At 72.9% G+C, this 19,079-nt stretch carries 12 protein-coding genes; 4 read left to right on the forward strand and 8 right to left on the reverse strand.

Annotated elements, in window-relative coordinates; all coding sequences use genetic code 11:
• Positions 1-89 precede the first annotated feature (89 nt).
• A complete protein-coding gene (locus VM636_RS29790) occupies positions 90-2,120 on the reverse strand; it encodes an ATP-dependent DNA helicase (protein ID WP_338486486.1) in 2,031 nt (676 codons plus the stop codon).
• A gap of 564 nt (positions 2,121-2,684) precedes the next feature.
• Here VM636_RS29790 and VM636_RS29795 point away from each other — a divergent pair.
• Positions 2,685-5,015 carry a heavy metal translocating P-type ATPase gene (locus VM636_RS29795; protein ID WP_030419802.1) on the forward strand — a complete coding sequence of 777 codons (2,331 nt, stop codon included), beginning with the start codon at positions 2,685-2,687 and terminating at the stop codon, positions 5,013-5,015.
• Between the two features lie 260 nt (positions 5,016-5,275).
• Here the strand turns inward: VM636_RS29795 and VM636_RS29800 are convergent, their stop codons facing one another.
• The 3 genes from VM636_RS29800 to VM636_RS29810 are packed head-to-tail and all read right to left on the reverse strand — an operon-like array spanning position 5,276 to position 8,975.
• Positions 5,276-6,253 carry a 3-hydroxyacyl-CoA dehydrogenase gene (locus VM636_RS29800; RefSeq protein ID WP_338486224.1) on the reverse strand — a complete coding sequence of 326 codons (978 nt, stop codon included), beginning with the start codon at positions 6,251-6,253 and terminating at the stop codon, positions 5,276-5,278.
• Positions 6,250-7,488: an iron-containing alcohol dehydrogenase gene (locus VM636_RS29805; RefSeq protein WP_030419800.1), complete on the reverse strand. Its 1,239-nt coding sequence runs from the start codon at positions 7,486-7,488 to the stop codon at positions 6,250-6,252. The genes VM636_RS29800 and VM636_RS29805 overlap by 4 nt, the downstream gene beginning before the upstream one ends.
• The gene (locus VM636_RS29810; RefSeq protein WP_030419799.1) at positions 7,485-8,975 is read right to left on the reverse strand and encodes an NAD-dependent succinate-semialdehyde dehydrogenase; all 1,491 of its coding nucleotides are present in this window, start codon (positions 8,973-8,975) and stop codon (positions 7,485-7,487) included. The genes VM636_RS29805 and VM636_RS29810 overlap by 4 nt, the downstream gene beginning before the upstream one ends.
• Positions 8,976-9,206: 231 nt before the next feature.
• Here VM636_RS29810 and VM636_RS29815 point away from each other — a divergent pair, with 231 nt between their 5' ends.
• Both VM636_RS29815 and VM636_RS29820 read left to right on the forward strand, forming a co-directional pair.
• Positions 9,207-9,881 (forward strand): GntR family transcriptional regulator, encoded by a 675-nt coding sequence (locus VM636_RS29815; protein ID WP_037857963.1) that lies wholly within the window; start codon positions 9,207-9,209, stop codon positions 9,879-9,881.
• A gap of 128 nt (positions 9,882-10,009) precedes the next feature.
• Positions 10,010-11,725, forward strand: a complete 1,716-nt coding sequence (locus tag VM636_RS29820) for a helix-turn-helix domain-containing protein (protein WP_338486227.1) — start codon at positions 10,010-10,012, stop codon at positions 11,723-11,725.
• A gap of 112 nt (positions 11,726-11,837) precedes the next feature.
• Here the strand turns inward: VM636_RS29820 and VM636_RS29825 are convergent, their stop codons facing one another.
• The 4 genes from VM636_RS29825 to VM636_RS29840 all read right to left on the reverse strand — a co-directional run bounded on the left by VM636_RS29825 (position 11,838) and on the right by VM636_RS29840 (position 17,643).
• Positions 11,838-12,899, reverse strand: coding sequence for an ABC transporter permease (locus VM636_RS29825; protein ID WP_051821272.1), 1,062 nt, complete (start codon positions 12,897-12,899; stop codon positions 11,838-11,840).
• On the reverse strand, positions 12,896-15,361 hold the full coding sequence (locus VM636_RS29830; protein WP_338486229.1) for an ATP-binding cassette domain-containing protein: 2,466 nt from the start codon (positions 15,359-15,361) through the stop codon (positions 12,896-12,898). Before VM636_RS29830 ends, VM636_RS29825 begins: the two co-directional genes overlap by 4 nt.
• Before the next feature lie 190 nt (positions 15,362-15,551).
• Complete coding sequence (locus tag VM636_RS29835; protein ID WP_030419794.1) at positions 15,552-16,274, reverse strand: glucose 1-dehydrogenase; 723 nt, start codon at positions 16,272-16,274, stop codon at positions 15,552-15,554.
• Between the two features lie 208 nt (positions 16,275-16,482).
• On the reverse strand, positions 16,483-17,643 hold the full coding sequence (locus tag VM636_RS29840) for a substrate-binding domain-containing protein (protein ID WP_051821271.1): 1,161 nt from the start codon (positions 17,641-17,643) through the stop codon (positions 16,483-16,485).
• A 379-nt stretch (positions 17,644-18,022) separates the two neighbouring features.
• Here VM636_RS29840 and VM636_RS29845 point away from each other — a divergent pair, with 379 nt between their 5' ends.
• Positions 18,023-18,922 carry an alpha/beta hydrolase gene (locus VM636_RS29845; RefSeq protein ID WP_053914796.1) on the forward strand — a complete coding sequence of 300 codons (900 nt, stop codon included), beginning with the start codon at positions 18,023-18,025 and terminating at the stop codon, positions 18,920-18,922.
• Positions 18,923-19,079 lie beyond the last annotated feature (157 nt).

The following is a 19,079-nucleotide window of genomic DNA, read 5'->3' on the forward strand; positions in this document are numbered from 1 at the left end:
GCCGGAACAGCGTCGGCGACGGGGACCTCCGCCGGACGCCTCGCGCGGCAAGCCGGACATCCACCCTCGGCACCGTGGACGCCCGGTCGTCAGACGGGCCGGACGGTGATCGTGCACAGCCGCTTGGTCGCCCGGGTCAGGGCCACGTACAAGTCCCTCTCCCCACCGGGGCGGGCCGTGACGATGTCCTCGGGGTCCACGACGACGACCCCGTCGAATTCCAGGCCGCGCGCCTCGGACGCCGGCACGACGCGCGCGTGGCCGGCGATGCCCCGGGCCGTCAGCCCGGCGACTCGGGTGTCCGCGCAGATCACCCCCAGCAGTTCGCCCGGGTACGCGCCGCTCTGGGCCCGGACCTCCCGGACGACGGTGGCGGCCAGTCCGGCCGCGGGCGTGCTCACGGTGCGAGGACTCTCACCGCTGCGCAGCGACCGGGTGGGCTTCTGGTCCGGAGCGATCCGGGCGCGCAGGTCCCGGACGCTCTCCAGGATCTCCCGGGTGGTGCGGTAGCCGACGGTCAGGTCGTGCAGTCTGAACCGCGTCCCGACGTGCGGGCCCAGTGCCTCCTTCCAGTCGCGTGCGGTCGCGGCCGGGCCTGCCTGGGCGAAGTCACCCACCAGCGTCATCGCCCTGGCCGGGCAGCGGCGGACGAGCATCCGCCACTGCATGGCGGTCAGCTCCTGCGCCTCGTCGACGACGACGTGCCCGTACGTCCGCTCGGGCGGACCGCCGACCAGGCTCGCCGCCTCGTCCAGCAACGGCACGTCGGCGTCGGTCCACGGGGCGTCGGGACCGCGCAGCAGGAGGGACCGCTCCCGCGCGGTCAGGCCGGGCAGGTGTTCTGCGAGAGCACCGGCGTTCGTCAGGAGCGCCCTCACGAGGTCACCCGGTTCCAGCCGTGGCCACAGCACCTCGACCGCCCGGTCTGCTGCGGCGTCCGCGAGCAGACCGGCGCGGAGGGCGTCCAGGTCCGGTTCGTGGACCGGACCCGGGCCGGCCGCGCCTTCGACGCGGTCCCGGCCGGCTCCGGTGAACCGGTCGAGGTCGATGCCCGTCATCCTTTCGGCGTCGGCGTCGATCCGCTCCAGGGTGTCGCCCAAGTCCCGGCGCACCGCCTCGGCGACGGCGTCGGCCAAGAGCTCCTTGAACACCTGGCGCGCGGGGTTGTGCCCCTGCACGGCCGCCACCGCGGCGTCGCGGGCCGCGGCGACGTCCTCCGCCGGGATCCGGACCGGTTCCCGTCCGACCCGCACGGTGAAGTCACCGGCGGGGGCCTGGTGGCCGCGCAGCAGACCGGCCAGGGCGCCGGCGAGGTCGACGCGGCCCTTGAGACGGGCCGTGGCGAACGGGTCCACCGTGTCCGTGGACACCCCGGCCAGCTCCCGGCAGGTCGCCAGCACGACGTCGTTCTCCCCGAGCGAGGGAAGGACCTGGGAGATGTAGTCGAGGAACCGGGCGTTCGGACCCACCACCAGGACACCCTCCGCCGCGGCGCGCGGGAACGCGTACAGGACGTAGGCCGCCCGGTGCAGCGCGACCACCGTCTTGCCGGTGCCGGGCCCGCCCTGCACCACGGTCACCCCGCGGTGGGCGGAGCGGACGATCTCGTCCTGCTCGGCCTGGAGGGTCGCGACGGCCGTGCGCATCGTGCCGGTACGCCGTGCCGACAGGGCCTCGGCCAACGGGCCGTCCCCCACGACGTCCTCGGCGGTCGGGTCGGTCCCGTCCAGCAGTTCGTCGCTCACCGAGACGACCGTCCGGTCCTCCACGCGCAGGTGCCGGCGCCGCCGCAGGTTCATCGGGTGGACCGGCGTCGCCTCGTAGAAGGGCCGCGCCGCGTTGGCGCGCCAGTCCACGAGCAGCGGCAGGTCATCCCCTTCTTCCCCCTGCAGTCCGATCCGCCCGATGCGCAGGGCCGTGCCGTCCGTCCCGTCGACGCGCCCGAAGACCAGTCCCTTTTCGGCGCCCTCCAGACGGCCGATTTCCTTGGTCAGACGCTCGGCGGCGATTTCCCTCTCGAATGCCTCGCCGGCGCTTTCCGCCGGCGATTTCAACACGCTCGCCCGGTCTGCTCTTGCCTCGGAAAGCCTCTTGGTGAGCACCTCGTACACGGAGGACACATAATCCTGCTCCGCCGCAACCGCACGCGCCACGGGGTCATTCGCTGTCGACAACTGGGCTCTCCTTCGAGTAGGGCCACACCATACGGCCAGAGATCCCCGAAGGTAAGTCTTGACTTACCTGGTGAATTCATGTCCTGTGGCCGAATCCTCGGCGACCGGCCGTATGGCGCGTAACCTATTCCGCCCTTCCGCCCTTCCACTCTTCCGTCCTTTCTTTCCTTCGTTCTTTCGTCCTTCCGGAATTCCCTATATCGCGCATTGCGTCCCCGCAGGCAGGGGCCCCGCCGTGACCGAACGGTCGCCAGGCGCAGCCGAGGACGGCCACCCCCGGCCGGTGCGTCCTCCCGTGGTCGGCGGCGCTCGTCCCGCCGGCCGACGGCCACGACGACAGTCTCGCCCGCACGGGAAGGAACCTCGCGATCTGCCACCCCTTCGCGGCGGCCCGGCCACCCCCGGCCGAGCCCCGGGTACACGGTGGCGTGGAAGGACGAGTAGCGGTGTGCTGTGCTGGACGAAGGTCCGGGACAGCCGTTCGCCCGGCCGGACGAAGCGAGGTGAGCCATGGGCCACCGCACGTTCACGACATTGCCACGCGGCGTGCGCGCGGCGATCGTGTCGCCACGGCTCGAACCGGTCCTGCTCGTCGTCACCGCGGCGGCCCTGACGGCCGGGGGCAGTGCCTGGCTCCTCGGCGCGGGCCGCCTCGCGGACCTCATCTGGGCCCTCGGCACCCTGTCCGCCGTCGTCCCGGCCGTGGGATGGGTGATCGCCGCGCTGCGGAGCGGCCGGGCAGGGGTGGACCTGATCGCCGTCCTCGCGCTCGCCGGAACCCTGACCGTCCACGAGTACCTGGCCGGCGCGCTCATCGCGCTGATGCTCGCCACCGGCCGCACCCTGGAGGCGGCTGCCCGTCGGCGTGCCTCCCACGACCTACGGGCCTTGCTGGAACACGCGCCACGCTCGGCGCGCCGTCGCACCGGGGCCGAGGTGGTCACGGTGCCCTCGGCAGAGGTCACCGCCGGCGATCTGCTGGTCGTCGGACCCGGCGAGGTGGTTCCCGTCGACGGCCGGGTGGAGGGCGGCACCGCCGTGCTCGACGAGTCGGTGCTCACCGGCGAGTCCCTCCAGGTGGAGCGGTCCCACGACGAGCCCGTACGCAGCGGCGTGATCAACGCCGGCGGCGCGTTCGAACTGAGGGCCACGGCCGACGAGCAGGACAGCACCTATGCCGGGATCGTGCGGCTGGCCCAGCGGGCCGGTGCCGAGTCCGCACCGGTCGTACGGCTGGCGGACCGCTACGCCGCCTGGTTCCTGCCCCTCTCGCTCGCGATGGCCGGCCTGGCGTGGCTGGCCGGCGGGTCCGCGGTGCGCGCCGTCGCCGTCCTGGTCGTCGCCACCCCGTGCCCCCTGCTGCTGGCGACCCCCGTCGCCGTCGTCTCCGGCCTCTCCCGGGCCTCCCGCCTCGGCGTCGTCATCCGTGACGGCGGCGCACTGGAGAACCTCGGACGCGCCCGCACCCTGCTGCTGGACAAGACCGGCACCCTCACCGGAGGCCGCCCGCGCGTTCTCGACGTCATCGCCGCCCCCGACGTCACACCCGAGGAGGTCCTCCGGCTGGCGGCCTCACTCGACCAGTTCTCACCGCACATCCTGGCCAAGACCATCGTCGACACGGCCCGGGACCGGGGGCTGTGCCTCTCGGTCCCCTCCGACGTCACCGAGCAGGCGGGCCGGGGCGCCACCGGAACCGTGGACGGGCACCGGCTCTCCATCGGCCGCATCTGCTCCCCGCAGGGGCTGCCCGGCTGGGCCAGGGCGGCCGACAACCGTGCCCTGCTCGACGGGGCGGCCGTCGCCTGGCTCACCACCGACGCAAACCCGGTCGGGGCGGTCCTGCTGCGCGACCCGCTGCGCCAAGATGCCCCACGCACGCTGCGCTACCTGCGGGCAGCGGGCTTCGAGCGGCTCTTGATGATCACCGGTGACCGGGCGGCACCCGCTCGGGAGGTCGCCGCCGTCCTCGGCCTCGACGGGGTGGGCGCCGAACTGAGCCCGGCCGGCAAGGTGGCCGCCGTACGGGCCGAACGTGAGCGTGCCGTCACGGTGGCGGTGGGCGACGGCGTCAACGACGCTCCCGCCCTCGCCGCCGCCGACATCGGCGTGGCCATGGGGGCGCGAGGCTCGACCGCCTCCTCCGAAGTCGCCGACATCATCCTGACCACCGACCGTGTGGACCGCCTCGCCGACGCCGTCGCCATCGCCCAGCGCACCCGACGTATCGCCGTGCAAAGCGCCCTGGGCGGCATGCTGATGTCGCTCGCCGCGATGGCTGTGGCCGCCGCCGGTCTTCTCCCGCCCGCCGCGGGCGCCCTCCTCCAGGAAGGCATCGACGTCTGCGTCATCCTCAACGCGCTGCGCGCCCTGCGGAGCGGTCCGACCGCGCGACCGCCCCTCACCCCCGCCGTCGAATCACTCATCCACCGCTTCGCCGTCGAACACGACGCTCTCCAGGAGGTTCTCGCCTCCGTCCGCGACGCCGCCGACAGACTCTCCGGCACGCCCGGCCCCCGGGCGCTCGACGCCGTGGAGCAGGCGTACCGGCTGCTCAGCGAACGCCTGCTGCCGCATGAGCAGGCCGAGGAGCACGAGCTGTATCCCGCCCTGGCACCCGTCCTGGGCGGACCCGAGGCCACCGCGACCATGAGCCGCGCCCACACCGAGATCGAGCGGTTGTCCCGCCGCGTCGCCCACCACCTGCGGATGGCCCACGCGGACGGGGGCCTGTCCGCCGGACAACTCGAAGACCTGCGCTCCTGCCTCTACGGCCTGAACGCGGTCCTCCGCCTGCATTTCGCCCAGGAGGAGGAGAGCTACTTCTCCCTCGCCCCGTGAACGGCCGATCACTCGCCCGACGAGTCGCGTCGGGCGAAGCGGACGGCCCCCCACCGCCCCCAGGGGAAGGAGGGACGTCGGGCGGCGTACGGGCCTTCACCGCCTGCCGTCGGCAGACCGGTCGGGGGGCGAGGCATCTCCGGGACAGGGGTCGGCGGCCCGGGCGGCGTTCGGGGTACCCGGTGCCCGAGCGGGGCCTCCCGCGCCCTGGTCCCGGCCACCTCGCCGCCCGGACCGCCGACCCCCGAGGACGAGAGGGGTCAGGGGGTGTCGCGGGCGTCCTCCCACAGCGGAGTCAGCCGCATGAGCTGCTCGTCCCGCCAGCGCACCCGTGCCTCCCAGCGGTCGAGTGGCAGCAGGGCGCGACGCTGACGGACCGCGGCCGAGACGAGGTCCGGCGTCCACGGGTCGTCCTGACCGCGCTCGGCCCCCATGCGGGCGTACGCCGGCCCCATCTTCTCCGCGTGGGACTCCAGACCGCCGCGGCTGTTGAGGTCCGCGGTCTCGAACGGGCCGATGAGGCTCCACCGGCGACCGAGACCGCTGCGGACGACCTCGTCGATCTCCTCGACGGTCGCCACCCCGTCCCGGAGCAGGCAGTAGGCCTCGCGCAGCACCGCACCCTGGAGACGGTTGAACACGAATCCCTCCGGTTCGTGGCGGACCGTGACCGGGCGCAGTCCCGCGCCCGTGTAGAGGGCGCGGGCATGCTCGGCGGCCCAGGTGGCGGTGGCGGGGGAGGGGACGACCTCGATCACCGGGATGAGGTACGGGGGGTTTCCGGGATGCCCGACCAGGACGCGCTCCCGCAGGTCCTCGGACAGACCGGCGGCGAGGAGCCCCGGGGGTATCGCCGAACTCGAACTGGCGAACACCGCCCGGTCCGGCGCGCTCCGGGCCGCGTCCCGGATCAGGTCCCGCTTGACGTCCGCCCGCTCCGGGGCGCATTCCTGCACCAGCGTCGCCCCGGAGACCGCGTCCGCCACGTCGCGCGTGAACGTGACGCGCGCGCCCGCGGCGTCGGGGTCCCCGACGAGGCCGTGCGCGGACAACCGGCCGAGGCGGTGGGCGAGTTCGCCGCGGGCACGCTCCAGAGCGCTGGGGAACGGATCCCACACCCGGACGGGGTGGCCGGCTCGCGCGAAGACGATGGCGAAGGCGACCCCGATGGAACCGGCCCCGGCGACGGCGACCGGCTCCCTCGGGCCGGGTGCCGATGTCGTGGACGCGCTCGTCACACCGACCACCACGTGCGGTCGTTGTCCCAGCCGCGCCGCAGGATCTCCACGACGGACTCGTGGGTGAGATCGCGCGGGTTGTTGGCCGTCAGGCGCGTCGCGCGCATCGCCTGGTCGGCGACGTGGGAGAAGTCCCGCGGGCGCAGGCCGAGGGTCTTGAGGTCGGTCGGGCAGCCGACGGTCTCCAGCAGTTCCTCGACGCGGGAGATGCCGGCCTTCGCCCGGTCCAACGGGGCCGACCCCGGGTCCGCCGCACCGAGCAGCGTGCCGATCTCGGCGAATTCGGCGACCCGGACCGGGAGGTTGAAGCGCATCACGTACGGCAGCAGCGCTCCCACGCCGAACCCGTGCGAGGTGTGGGTCAGCGCGCCGATCGGGGACTGGATCGCGTGTGCCGCGGCGGTGCCGGCGGTGTTGATGGCCATGCCGGCGTTGTACGCGGCGAGCATGGTCGCGGAGCGCGCCTCGATGTCGGACGGGTCGGCGACCACGCTCTCCATGGACGAGTTGAGCAGCGTCAGGCCGCTGCGGCAGAAGATGTCGGTCAACGGGTTCTTGCCGACGTAGAGATGACCGGCCAGGAACTCCGGGGTGACGTCCTTGACGCGGTCGGTGAACGTCTCGACCAGGTGGGTCAGCGCGTCGGCCGCCGTGGCCGCGGTGAGGGCCGGCGGGCAGGAGAGGGTGAGTTCCGGGTCGATGACGGCGGCGTACGGCTCCAGGTGCGGGCTGGCCACGCCGACCTTCATGCCCTTCTCCTGGTCGAAGACGACGGAGACGCAGGTGACCTCGGCGCCGGTGCCGGCGGTGGTCGGCACGGTGACGACCGGGAGCCCGGGGCCGGGGACGAGGAACTCGCCGTAGTAGTCCCGGACGTCGCCGCCGTGCGCGAGGACGGCGGCGGCCACCTTCGCCAGGTCGAGACAGGAGCCGCCGCCGACGGCGAGCAGCGCGTCCACGCCGGAGCCTCGGTACCGGTCGACGACGGCGAGCACGTTCTCGCGGGGCAGGTCCGGCTCGGCCTCGGCGAACACCGAGACCGTGATCCCCTGTGCTTCGACGGCGGCGACCAGGTCCTCGAACTCGGCCACGCCCGCCATCCGGGCGTCGGTGACGACGAGGACGTGCCGGCCGACCTCGGCGAGGAGACGAGGCAGGTGGCGCCGTTCGCCGGGGCCGAAGAGCACGGTACCGGGCTGGCGCAGAACGCCGGTGCGGGCGACGCGGGCGGTCACAGACCTGCCTCCTTCTCGTCCACGGTGATCGCGAGGTACTTGGATTCGAGGAATTCGTGGATCGCCTCGTGCCCGCCTTCGCGGCCCAGGCCGGAGGCCTTGATGCCGCCGAACGGAGCGGCGGGGTCGGCCATGATGCCGCGGTTGACGCCGACCATGCCGAAGTCGAGGTGCTCGCTCACGGCGATGGCGCGGTCCACCGAGCGGGTGAACACGTACGCGGCGAGCCCGTAGCCGGTGTCGTTGGCGGCCCGGACCGCCTCGGCGACCGAGTCGACGGTGTAGATCGCCGCGATGGGGGCGAACAGCTCCTGGTGGCAGAGGTCGTGATCCGCCTCCGTCACCGAGAAGACGGTCGGTTCGAAGAAGAACCCGTCGCCCGGCACCTCCTTGCCCCCGGTCAGCAGGGTCGCGCCGATCCGGGTGAAGCCGTCGACGAGTTCCTTGACGGTGTCGCGCTGCCGGTCCGAGATGATCGGGCCGACCTCCGTGGCCGGGTCGAACCCGTCGCCGACCTTCAGCCTCTCCGTCAGCGCGACGAACCTGGCCGTGAACTCCCCGGCGACGCGGCGGTCGACGATGATCCGGTTGGCCGCCACGCACGCCTGCCCGGCGTTGCGGAACTTGCACGCGATCGCCTGCTCGGCCGCCAGGTCGAGGTCGGCGTCGTCGAGCACGAGGAACGGTCCGTCGCCCCCGAGTTCCATCGAGGCGTTGGTGATGTGGGCGGCGGCCTGGCCGAGCAGGGTGCTGCCCACGCCGGTCGAGCCGGTGAAGCTCACCTTCCGCAGCCGGCTGTCCGCCATGAGCGCAGCCGAGACCCGGGAGGAGGCCGTCGTGTGGACGAGGTTGACCACACCGGCCGGGAACCCGGCGTCGTGCAGCACCTGCACGAACAGGGCACAGGTCAGCGGAGTCTCCTTCGCGGACTTCACCACGGCCGTGCAGCCGGCGGCGAGCGCGGCGCCGGCCTTGCGGGCGATCATCAGCAACGGGAAGTTCCACGGAGTGATGAGCAGGCACGGGCCGACCGGCTGGTGGGTGGTGACGATGCGGTAGGAGCCCCGGGAACCGTGCGCGTAGGTGCCGTGGAGGTGCGCGATCTGCTCGGTGTACCAGAGGAGGAAGTCGGCCGAGAGCTGGAACTCGCCCCGGGCTTCGCCCAACGGCTTGCCGCTCTCCAGCGTCATGGTCTCGACGATCTCGTCGGCACGCCGCAGGAGCAGCCGGTGCGCGCGGTGGAACAGGTCGGCGCGCTCGCGCGGAGGCATGTGACGCCAGGCGTCCGAAGCGCTGACGGCCGCGTCCAGCGCGGCGCGTGCCTGGTCGACGCTGCCGTCGGCGACCTGGGCGATCGTCCTGCCGTTCGCCGGGTTGAGGACCGGGAACGTGCCGGCCGCGGGCGTCCACGCGCCGTCGACGTACAGACCGACGGGTACCTCCCGTCCGCGGACCTGTGCGGTGACCGGCGCGGTCGGTGTCGTCATGGAAGGGGACCTCCTGATTTCGGCGGGGGCGGATGCCGCGGCGCCCGGTCGGGCCGGGCGGGGGCTGCCGCCCCGGTGCCGCGCGGCGCGAGTGACGTATGACCGTCATCTCGTAATACGCTAAGCCGCGCAGGGCTGGATTCGGTCCGGTGTATCGATGTGAGACATCCGCCCGGGGAGCCCGCGGGGCCGGGGGCGGACGAGCGACGGCTGGAGTTTGAGGAACCCATCATGAGCACCCCAAGGCTGACCCGACACGCGGCACCGCTGCGGCAGCAGATCACGCGGCTGCTGCGCGAGGACATCCTCAGCGGGGCCTTCCAGCCCGGCGACGCCCTGCGCGAGAGCGTTCTGTGCGAGGCGTACGGCGTCTCGCGCACCGTGGTCAGGGAGGCGCTGCGGCAACTGGAGACCGAGCGGCTGGTGACGGTGGTCGCCCATCACGGCCCGGTCGTGACCGTGCTGACGCCGCAGGACATCGAGAAGATCTACGAGGTGCGGCGGGCGCTCGAGGGACTGGTGGGCGAACTCTTCGCGACACAGGCATCCGAGCGGGTCAAGGGCGAGTTGCGGGAACTCCTGGTCGAGATGGAGACGACCTACCTCCGGGGCACCGTCAAGACGCGGGAGGAGGCGAACGAGCGGTTCTACGGTCTCCTGCTCGAAGGTGCCGGCAACCCGGTCCTGGCCGAGGAGGTGGCCCGCGTGCACGCCCGGATCCAGATCCTTCGCCGCTACGCGTTCACCGACGCCCGGCGGGCGCGCATCTCCTTCGAGCACTTCGGGCGCATCACCGAAGCCGCGGCGGTCGTGTGCGACGCGGCGGCGGCGCGAGCCGCCTGCGAGGACCACGTCCGCGGCGCCGCCGTGCTGGCCGTCGACGAGTACCGTCGCCGTCTGGCCTGAGCCCCGCACGGCTCGGCGGGTCCCGAAACGACGCTCCCCGATCATCTCGTATTACAGGATGATGTGATGTGGCACCATACGAGCCATGTCGCACTATGCTCCCGCTCTGCTTCAGGAAGGAGACGAGCATGTCGATGGCGCCCATTCACACGCTCAAAGACGCATGGCTGTCGGGGAGCGCCAACCGCGCGGGGATCGCGCCTGAGCTGCTGAGGTCCTGGCAGCGCTCCCGGGAGGCGCTCGGCGTGCCGGCCAACGTCCGCGAGGTCCCGCACGTGGCGGTGGACGAACTCGACCAGCATCTCCTGGACCTGTTCCAGGCGCCGATAGCGCGCTTCTCCGCCGACCTGGCGGGGACGGGCGTCGGCCTTCTCCTGGCGGACGCCCGAGGCCGCATCCTCGGGCGCTGGGCCGCGGACCGTGACGCCTCGCGCCACTTCGACCGGGTCGGCACCGACCGCGGAGCGGTGCTGGACGAGTCGCTCGTGGGCACCAACGGCGTCGGCACGGTCCTGGCGACCGGCCGCAGCGTCCAGATCACGGGCGCCGAGCACTACGCGGACATGTACAGCGACGCCGTCTGCACCGGGACACCGATACGGCACCCGACGACCCGGAAGATCGTGGCCGTGGTGACGCTGTCCAGCGGGCTCATCGAGGGCCGTTCGCTGCTGCGGCCCACGGTGCGCGCCGTCGCCGACCAGTTGGAGCGGCACCTGCTCGACGTGGCGTCCCCGAAGGCCCGTGCCGTCTTCCAGGCGTTCCTGGACGCCTCGAAGGCGAAGGCCGACGCGGTGGTCGGATTCGGCCCGCAGGGACTGGTCATGCAGAGCCAGGGCGCCTCCCGCCTGTCCAGCGCGGATGTCGCGGTGCTCAGGGACCTGTCCCGGCGGGGATCCGACGGCCGGTTCGTCGTCGAACTCTCCGGCGGCCCCACCGAGGTCCGGCTGGCGCCCGTGGAGGGCGGCGCCGGAGCGATCGTGGCCCTTCAGCGGGGCGGGAACACGTCGACCACGGCGCCGGGAACGGCCCGGCCGCAGCTCATCGGCCGCTCGCCGGACTGGATGGCGGCCCTGCACGCCGTCGCGCGAAGGCGGGAGGCACCACGCCCGGTGGTCATCGCCGGGGAGGCCGGCGTCGGGAAGACGTCACTGGCCTTGGGCCTCCCGTTCCGTCCGGGCGAGCCCGGTCCGGGTGCCCACGTCGTGATCGACACGGTGGAGAGGACCCTGATCGGCGGGAAGCGGTGGCTGCGCGGCGTCGCGGAGCGGCTGCAGAGCGGGGCGCCCGTGATCGTCAAGGGGATCGACGCGCTCGACCCCGCGACGCGCATTGCCCTGGCCGGGCTGCTGGAGATGAGCGTTCCGAGGGGCCCCGTGATGCTGACCGCCACGCTGCGCTCGGCCGCGGAGGCCGAGGAGACGGCGGTGGGCCTCGGGGCGTCGCACGTGTGGGTGCCCCCGCTGCGGGAGCGCACCGCCGACCTGCCCGCCCTGTGGCGCTACTTCACGGACCGCTCCGTGCCCGGTGTCGGCCTGGAGCCGCGCGCGGAGAGCCTCGACCTGCTCACCGGGTACGAGTGGCCCCGCAACCTCAAGGAACTCCACAACGTCGTCGAGGGACTGGTGCTGGCCGGCAAACGCGGCTACGTCCTCCCCGGCGACCTGCCGGAGCGCATCCAGGGCGCCCGCGCGCTGACCATGATCGAGCGCGCCGAACTGGAGGCGATCTCCCGGGCGCTGCGGGAAGCCGACGGGAACCGTTCCCGTGCCGCGGAGATGCTCGGTCTCTCCCGCGCGACGATCTACCGCAAGATGAAGTCGTACAAGCTCACCGGCGCGTGACGGCCGGCGCCGAAGCGGCCCCCGGCGCGGACCTCCGCGCGCCGCGGCGGCACGACGGCGTGGTCCGGGGCACTCCGGCTCCGGACCACGCCGTGCGCGCCGCGGCCGGCCGTCAGCCGGCCGCGGGCGACACCCGTGGACCTCGACGCCGTGCCCGCGCGCGAAGGGCGGGGGCGGCCTGGCGAAGCAGGACCACCGCGGCGAGGACCGCTGCCTGCACGATGAGCTGCTGGGCGTCGTTCCAGCCCAGCGAGCGGAGCAACTGGCCGAGTTGGGTCAGGAACAGCGCCCCGACCCCGCCGGCGGCGATGCTCGCGATGCCGCCGGTCATCGCGGTGCCTCCCAGGACCACGGCCGCGACGGTCGGCAGCAGGTAGCCGTCCCCGACGAAGAGCCCGGGAGTGCGGGTGTAGCCGGCCAGGAGGACACCGGCCACGCCGTAGGCGAGGCCCGCGAAACCGTAGGCGAGGACCTGGTAGCGGGTGACCCGGATGCCCAGGACCGCGGAGGCGGGAACGCTGACACCGACGTAGGTCAGGCGGCGCCCGGCCACGGAGCGCCTGGCGACGACGGCGCCGACGGCGAGTACGACGACGGCGACGGCCAGGGTGTGCGGCACGCCGAGGGTCCGGCCGACGGAGAACCGGCTGAGACCGTCGGGCGCGGTGGCCGGCGAGCCGCCGGAGATCTGCAGGACGGTGCCGAGCAGGACCGCGTTCATCCCGAGCGTCACGATCAGCGGCATGACACGGGCGACGGCGACCAGGACTCCGTTGACCAGGCCGACGAGTCCGGGAGCGAGCACGGAGACGGTGAGGGCGAGCCACGTCGGCCAGCCGTGGTACTGGACCGTGCAGGTGCAGAGGGCCGCGGCGAGCGCGATCATGCCGGGCACGGACAGGTCGAGTCCGCGTTGCTGCACGACGAGGGTCTGCCCGGCGGTGGCGATGGCGAGCACGGCCGCGAAGGGCAGCATGCTCAGCAGGGGGGCCGGTCCGACGCTGCCCGGCGCGACGGCGGGGCTGAGGGCGAACAGGAGGATCGTGGCGACCACGATCCCGGCCCCGCCGCCGGAGAGGAGGCGGCGCCGGGTGGCGCCCGCGTCGATGTCGTCGATGGCGGTCCCCTGATCACGTGACGTGCGGCGGAAGGCGTCGGCGGGCCGGGCTCTCATGCTCGCGCTCCCGTCCCGCCGGTGCGGCGCAACTGCGCGTACGACACCGCGGCGCCGATGGTGATGAGCCCCGGGAGCCAGTAGCCCCAGGAGGGGGAGAGGCCGAGGAACGGGGAGACGTTGACCAGTTGCTGAGCGAGGACGGCGGCGGCGATGATCCCGACGAAGGAACCGCGCCCGCCGAAGATGCCGGCCCCGGCGAGCACGACCACGGTCACCGAGTTGAGGGTGTACGCGAGGCCGGGGCGGCCGTCACCGACACCGATCTCGGCCATCAGGACGACGCCGGCGGGCAGGACCAGCGCCGAGCAGATCACGTACGAGGTGAACCGGACCAGACGGACCCTCACCCCGAGCCGCTCCGCCGCGTCCGGCTCGGACCCGACCGCCCGGAGTCCGACGCCCCACCTGGTGCGGCGGAGCGCCAGTTCGAGGAGCAGTACGAGGAGCACCGCGAGCACGGTCACCAGCGGGACCACGCCGAAACGGGCCTGGACGCCGGCCACCACCGGCGGGAAGATCGTGCCGCCCGGCGTGTCCCGCAGGGACAGGTAGACGCCCTGGAGCGCCATGTAGACCGCGAGGGTCGCGACGACCGGGTTGACGCGGCACCAGGTCACCAGCACACCGTTGACCACGCCCACCGCGAGCGCACCGAGGGCCATGAGGACCAGGCCCAGCACCAGGTTCCCGCCGTCCACGATCCAGTACGACGCGATCACCACCAGGAGGCCCATGAGGGGCCCCACCGAGAGGTCGAACCCGGCGCCCATGACGACGACCTGCTGCGCCGCACCGGCCAGCAGCAGCGGCGCGATCATGAGCAGGAGGTTGGTGAGGTTGAACTGACCGAGGTAGTCGCCGTTGTGGAGCCCGGTACCGAGCCCGAGCAGCACCACGACCGCGGCGAGCACGGCCGCCGGGGCCTGGTCGCCGGCCGTCCAGGCCCGCAGCCGGCCACGTCTTCGCACCCGCGTCCTCGCCGGGTCGCGCACGGTCGTCGAGGTCAGCGCCGCACGGGCGATGGCGGCCTCGGTGACCTCCTCGCCGGCCAGCTCCTTGACGACGCTTCCCCGCGACATGATCAGCACGCGGTGGCACAGGCCCTCCAGTTCGACGTTGTCGGAGGAGAGCACGACGACGGCGGCACCGTCGTCGGCCGCCGCGCGCAGGATCCGGTACAGGTCGACGCGCGCACCGGCGTCGACGCCCTGCGTGGGCTCCTCGACCACGAGGACCTTGGGCGCGGCCAGCAGGGTGCGGGCCATGACGGCCTTCTGCTGGTTGCCGCCCGACAGGGAGCGGATCGGTGTCTCGGGACCCGGGGTCTTGATCGCGAGGTCCCGGATCCGCTCCTTCGCGGTGGCGCGGGCCCGTGCGTCGCCGACGAGGCCGAACCGTGACACCTTGTGCAGGGTGCGCGCCACGATGTTCTCGCCCACGCCGAGCGGGAGGAAGACGCCCTCACCGTGCCGGTCCGCGGGCACGTAGACGACACCGGCCTTCGCCGCCGCCGCGTTCGCGCCGCGCACCCGCTGCCCGTCCACCGCGATCCCGCCCGTCGACGGGACGAGCCCGGCCAGCGCACGGACGAGCGCGGCCTGGCCGTTGCCCTGGACCCCGGCCAGCCCGACGATCTCGCCGGAGCGGACGGTCAGGGAGATGTCGTCGAAGCCGGGACCGGAGAGCCCGGTCGTCACGAGCCGGGCGCCCGCGTCCGCGGGCACGGGTGCCTTGGCGGGGAAGACCGTGTCGAGCGTGCGGCCCACGACGCGCTCGACGATCTGCTCCTCGGTGACGGAACAGGCGTCGAAGGTGCCGCGCGTCCGGCCGTCGCGGAGCACGGTGATCCGGTCGGCGATCCGCTTGACCTCGGGGATGCGGTGGGAGATGTAGACGACACCGGCGCCCGCCGCCACGACCTCGCCGACCTTGGCGAAGAGGCGTTGCACCTCCTCGGCACTGAGATGTTCGGTGGGCTCGTCGAGGATCAGCACCTTCGGGTCCAGCGCGAGGGCCTTGGCGATCTCGACGATGAATCGTTTCTCCATCGACAGGCCGGCGACGCGGTCGCGCGGGTCGATGTCCATCCCCCACGGAGCGAGGGTCTCGCGGGTCCAGGCGACCGCACGGCGAAGCCCGCCGACGCGCCGGTACCCGACACCGAGCGCCATGTTCTCGGCCACGGTCAGGTCCGGGAGGAGCGCCGGATGCTGACGCACGATGCCGAGCCCGAGGCCGCGGGCCTGCTCGGGCCGCGCCTGGGTGAGAGGTTCGCCGCCGATGAGGACCGCGCCGTCGTCCGCCGCCAGCGCGCCCGAGGCCACGGCCATCAGGGTGGACTTGCCGGCGCCGTTCTCGCCGACCAGGGCGTGCACCTCGCCGGGGCGGACGTCGAAGGTCACCTCGTCCAGCGCCCGCACGCCCGGGAAGGACTTCCCGATGCCCCGGAGGGAGAGCACCGGCGTGAGGGCACCGGCCTGCCGGCGCCGCGCGTGGTCGGGAGCGGTGGGTTCGGGGGTCCCACCCTGTAGGGGTGGTCGGAGCCGGGTCTCGGATCCGTTGCTGCCGGTATGGGTCACGTCGGACCTCCTGGAGGAGTCGAAGGGTGCGGACACGGGCGGGTCGGGCCGGCGCGGCCCGTCACGGCCGTCACTGGGCGAGGTAGCCGCCGTCCACGACGAGTTCGGAACCGGTCACGAAACCGGACTCGTCGGAGGCGAGGAAGACGACTCCGGCGGCGATCTCCTCGGGCCGCCCGGCACGGCCCATCGGGGTCTGGGAGATGACGTACTCGTTCACCTCCGGTGCCTGCGCGTCGGTCAGCGGAGTCTGCACGAAGCCCGGGTGAACCGAGTTCACACGGACGCCTTCCTTGGCGTAGCTGACGGCGGCGCTCTTCGACATGTTGCGCACCGCGCCCTTGGTCGCGTGGTAGGCGTGGGCGCCGGCGACGGCGGCGCTGCCCCAGATGGAGGAGACGTTGACGATGCTGCCGCCGCCCTGGGCGACCATGTGCGGGATCACCTCCCGCATGCCGAGCCAGGTGCCGGTCTGGTTGACCGCGACGACCCGGTTCCACTGCTCGCTGGTGAGGTCGTGGACGGTCTCGTAGGTGATGATGCCGGCGTTGTTGACGAGGAAGTCGACGCGCCCGTGGCGGGCCGTGACGTGGCCGACCACACGCCGCCAGTCGGCTTCGCTGCTCACGTCGAGCGGCGCGTACGTGACGCCGGCACCGAACGAGTCGTCGTCGGCGGCGCGGCTGGTCGCGAGGACGGTCGCGCCCTCGGCTGCCAGGGCGTCGACGATCGCGCGGCCGATGCCCCGCGAGGCGCCGGTGACGATGCCGACCTTGCCGTCGAGTCGGTTCATGGATGCTCCTCGGATGTTGCTGCGTCGTGGTGTCGTCGGGGTGGGGCGCGGGAAACGGTGAGACCGGCCGGGAGAGCGGCGGGGAGAGGTGCGCGGGGCTCGGGGGCCACACCGGAAGGCCCGGACACCCGTGGGGAGTTGCTGCCCGGCGGCGGCCGGCGCCGCAGGTGGACGCGGCGGTGCTCCGGCCGGCCCGGCCTCCGCGGGGCTACTCGTACAGCTCCTTGAGCTGGTCGACGGTCAGTCCGGAGGAGAGGATCGCGTCGGCCGGCAGGGACTTGTCGTACCTCGGCATCCGGTCCGGGTCGGTGGAGTCCTCGATGATCTCCAGCGTGTACGTGGAGGGCTGGGTCTCGGCGATGCCGTTGTACGCCGCCAGGCCCTTGTTGAGGGCGGCCTGGACGACCCAGTTGCGGGAGGACTCGGTCGCGATCTGGTAGCTCGGGTACCGCTTGTGGTACCGGTGCCAGAGGCCGGCGAACTCGTTGGAGTCGTTGGCGGCCCAGACCGGCAGCGGCTTGTCCGCGGCGATGAACGCGCGGATGCCGCCGACCGAGCCGCCGCCGAAGTCGGAGACGATCCCGTCGATCCTGCCGTGCTTCGTGATGAGTCCGGCCACGACCTGCTGCGTCTTGCCGACGTCCCAGTCGGTGGCGACGTAGGTGTCGGAGTTGAGCAGGCGGACGCCGGGATGCTCCGCCACCGCCTTCTTGACGCCCTCGTAGACCGTGCGGGAGTAGGCGCTGCCGGCGACGCCGCCCAGCATCACCAGGTTGCCCTTGCCGTTCATCGTCTTGATGGTCCACTCGGCGAGGGTCCTGCCGTACGCCTCGACGTCCTCGGAGACGAAGTCGACGTAGTCCTCGCCCGGTGTGCCCCCGACGCTCGACACGATCGGCACGACCGCCACGCCGGCCGCGTTCGCCTTCTGGATGGCGGGCAGGAGGGCTTCTCCGGCGTCGCCGAAGGTCACGATCACGTTGACGCCCTGGGCGACCATCGAGTTGATGTCCGAGATCGCCTTCTGCGTGTTGTTCTGGGCGTCGGTCACCATGACCTGGGTGATGTTCGAGCACTTCGCCGCCTGGGCGCGGAAGAGCGCGATGGTCGCCTTGCGCCAGGTGTTGTTGGCGTTGCCGTCCGCGTAGCCGACCTTGATCGGCTTGGTGCCGCAGAACTCGGTGACGTCCCGGATGTCGGACTGCACCCCGACACCGCCCACCTTCACGGTCGGCCACGGGCCGGCGGAACCGCCCGAGCCGCCGTCGGCGGAACCGGTGCCGCTCGACAGGCCGCCGCAGGCGCCGAGCGCCATGGCCGCGGCGACCGCGACGCCGCTCACCGCGACACGCCGCTTCTTGACGTGCATGGGTTCTCCTCGTTGAGAGCTGTGAAGGACCTAGATGGCCCGAGAGACCCGAGCGGCCGGGGCGTGCGGGAGGGACGAGCCCTGCGCGCGGTGTCCGGCCCGGCTCCGAGGGGCGGGATCGCCGGCGTGGTCGAAGCGGCGGGTGCGCTCGGGTGAGGGGAAGGGGCCCGGTGAGGGCCTGGGGTGAAGGCTGTCGCGAGCCGGACCCTGTGACGCGAGCCACTGTGAGACGACGGTGCCTCATTTTGTGACAGCACTCACGTCCGGCGCGTGGGGGCGGAGATGCTCGGCTCGTCGGGTCGGCCGGGTGCCGGCGGCCCGGCGCGCGGCGGACCCCGTCACCCGCCCGCCCACCCACCCACGACGTCGAGGAGCGCCCATGCCCCCTTCCCGTCCCTCAGACCCCCTCGGGGAGATCTACGCCGAGTGGAGCGAGGAGTTCGCGTCCGACCCGGAGATGTCGCTCCGGCTGATGCGCTGGGTCTTCGAGGACTGGCAGCGCGCGACCACCGAGCCCGAAGGCGTCACCTACGCCACGACCCGCGTCGGCGGCGTGCCGGGCGTCCTCGTGACCCCGGTCGACGCGGACCCCTCCCGGGTGATGGTGGTCATGCACGGCGGAGGGTTCGCCCTCGGGTCCTCCGCCAGCCACCGCAAGCTCGCCGGACACCTGGCCAAGGCGTGCGGAACCCACGCCTTCGTCCTCGACTTCCGGCTCGCGCCGGAGTTCCCGTTCCCCGCCCAGATCGAGGACGGCCTCGCCGTCCACCAGGCCCTCCTGGACCGGGGCGTCGCGCCCGAGGACGTGTGTTTCGTCGGCGACAGCGCCGGCGGGAACCTCGCGGTCGCGATGACCCTCGCGCTGCGCCGCGACGGACGGCCGCTGCCCGGACGTGTCCTGACGATGTCGCCGTGGCTGAACATGGAGAACACCGGCGCCACGATCGAGACCAACGACGACACCGACTTCCTGATCACACGCGAGGGGCTGGCCGGGAACATCGACCGGTACCTCTCCGGGGGAGCGGACCCGACGGACCCGTTGGTCAATCCGCTCTACGCCACCTACGAGGGGTTCCCGCCGCTCTACGTCTGCGCGGCGGACACGGAGTCCCTCTTCGAGGACTCCGAACGCCTGGTCGCCCTGGCCAGGGACGCCGGTGTCGACGTGACGTTCTCCGTCGGCGAGGGCATGCAGCACGTCTTCCCGTTCCAGGCCGGGCGTCTCGCGCGCGCCGACGAGGAGATCGCGGCCATGGCCGCCTGGTACCGCTCCTGACCGGGGCCACCGGGGCCACCGGGGCCACCGGGGCCACCGGGGCCACCACCGGGGTCACCGGGACCTGGCGGGGCCCGCTGAGGCCCACCGGTACCCGGCACCCCGGCCGGCTCTCCGGCCGCCTTCGCCCGCCTCCGCCTTCCCCCTTGCGTGCTCC

This window comes from Streptomyces sp. SCSIO 75703 (assembly GCF_036607905.1).
Classification (GTDB): Bacteria; Actinomycetota; Actinomycetes; order Streptomycetales; family Streptomycetaceae; genus Streptomyces.

Excerpts from the sequence above, each read along its gene's own strand:
- VM636_RS29840 (WP_051821271.1), bottom strand. The coding sequence starts at position 17,643 with ATGCACGTCAAGAAGCGGCGTGTCGCGGTGAGCGGCGTCGCGGTCGCC.
- VM636_RS29825 (WP_051821272.1), bottom strand. The coding sequence starts at position 12,899 with ATGAGAGCCCGGCCCGCCGACGCCTTCCGCCGCACGTCACGTGATCAG.
- VM636_RS29810 (WP_030419799.1), bottom strand. The coding sequence starts at position 8,975 with ATGACGACACCGACCGCGCCGGTCACCGCACAGGTCCGCGGACGGGAG.
- VM636_RS29845 (WP_053914796.1), top strand. The coding sequence starts at position 18,023 with ATGCCCCCTTCCCGTCCCTCAGACCCCCTCGGGGAGATCTACGCCGAG.
- VM636_RS29795 (WP_030419802.1), top strand. The coding sequence starts at position 2,685 with ATGGGCCACCGCACGTTCACGACATTGCCACGCGGCGTGCGCGCGGCG.
- VM636_RS29835 (WP_030419794.1), bottom strand. The coding sequence starts at position 16,274 with ATGAACCGACTCGACGGCAAGGTCGGCATCGTCACCGGCGCCTCGCGG.
- VM636_RS29820 (WP_338486227.1), top strand. The coding sequence starts at position 10,010 with ATGTCGATGGCGCCCATTCACACGCTCAAAGACGCATGGCTGTCGGGG.
- VM636_RS29815 (WP_037857963.1), top strand. The coding sequence starts at position 9,207 with ATGAGCACCCCAAGGCTGACCCGACACGCGGCACCGCTGCGGCAGCAG.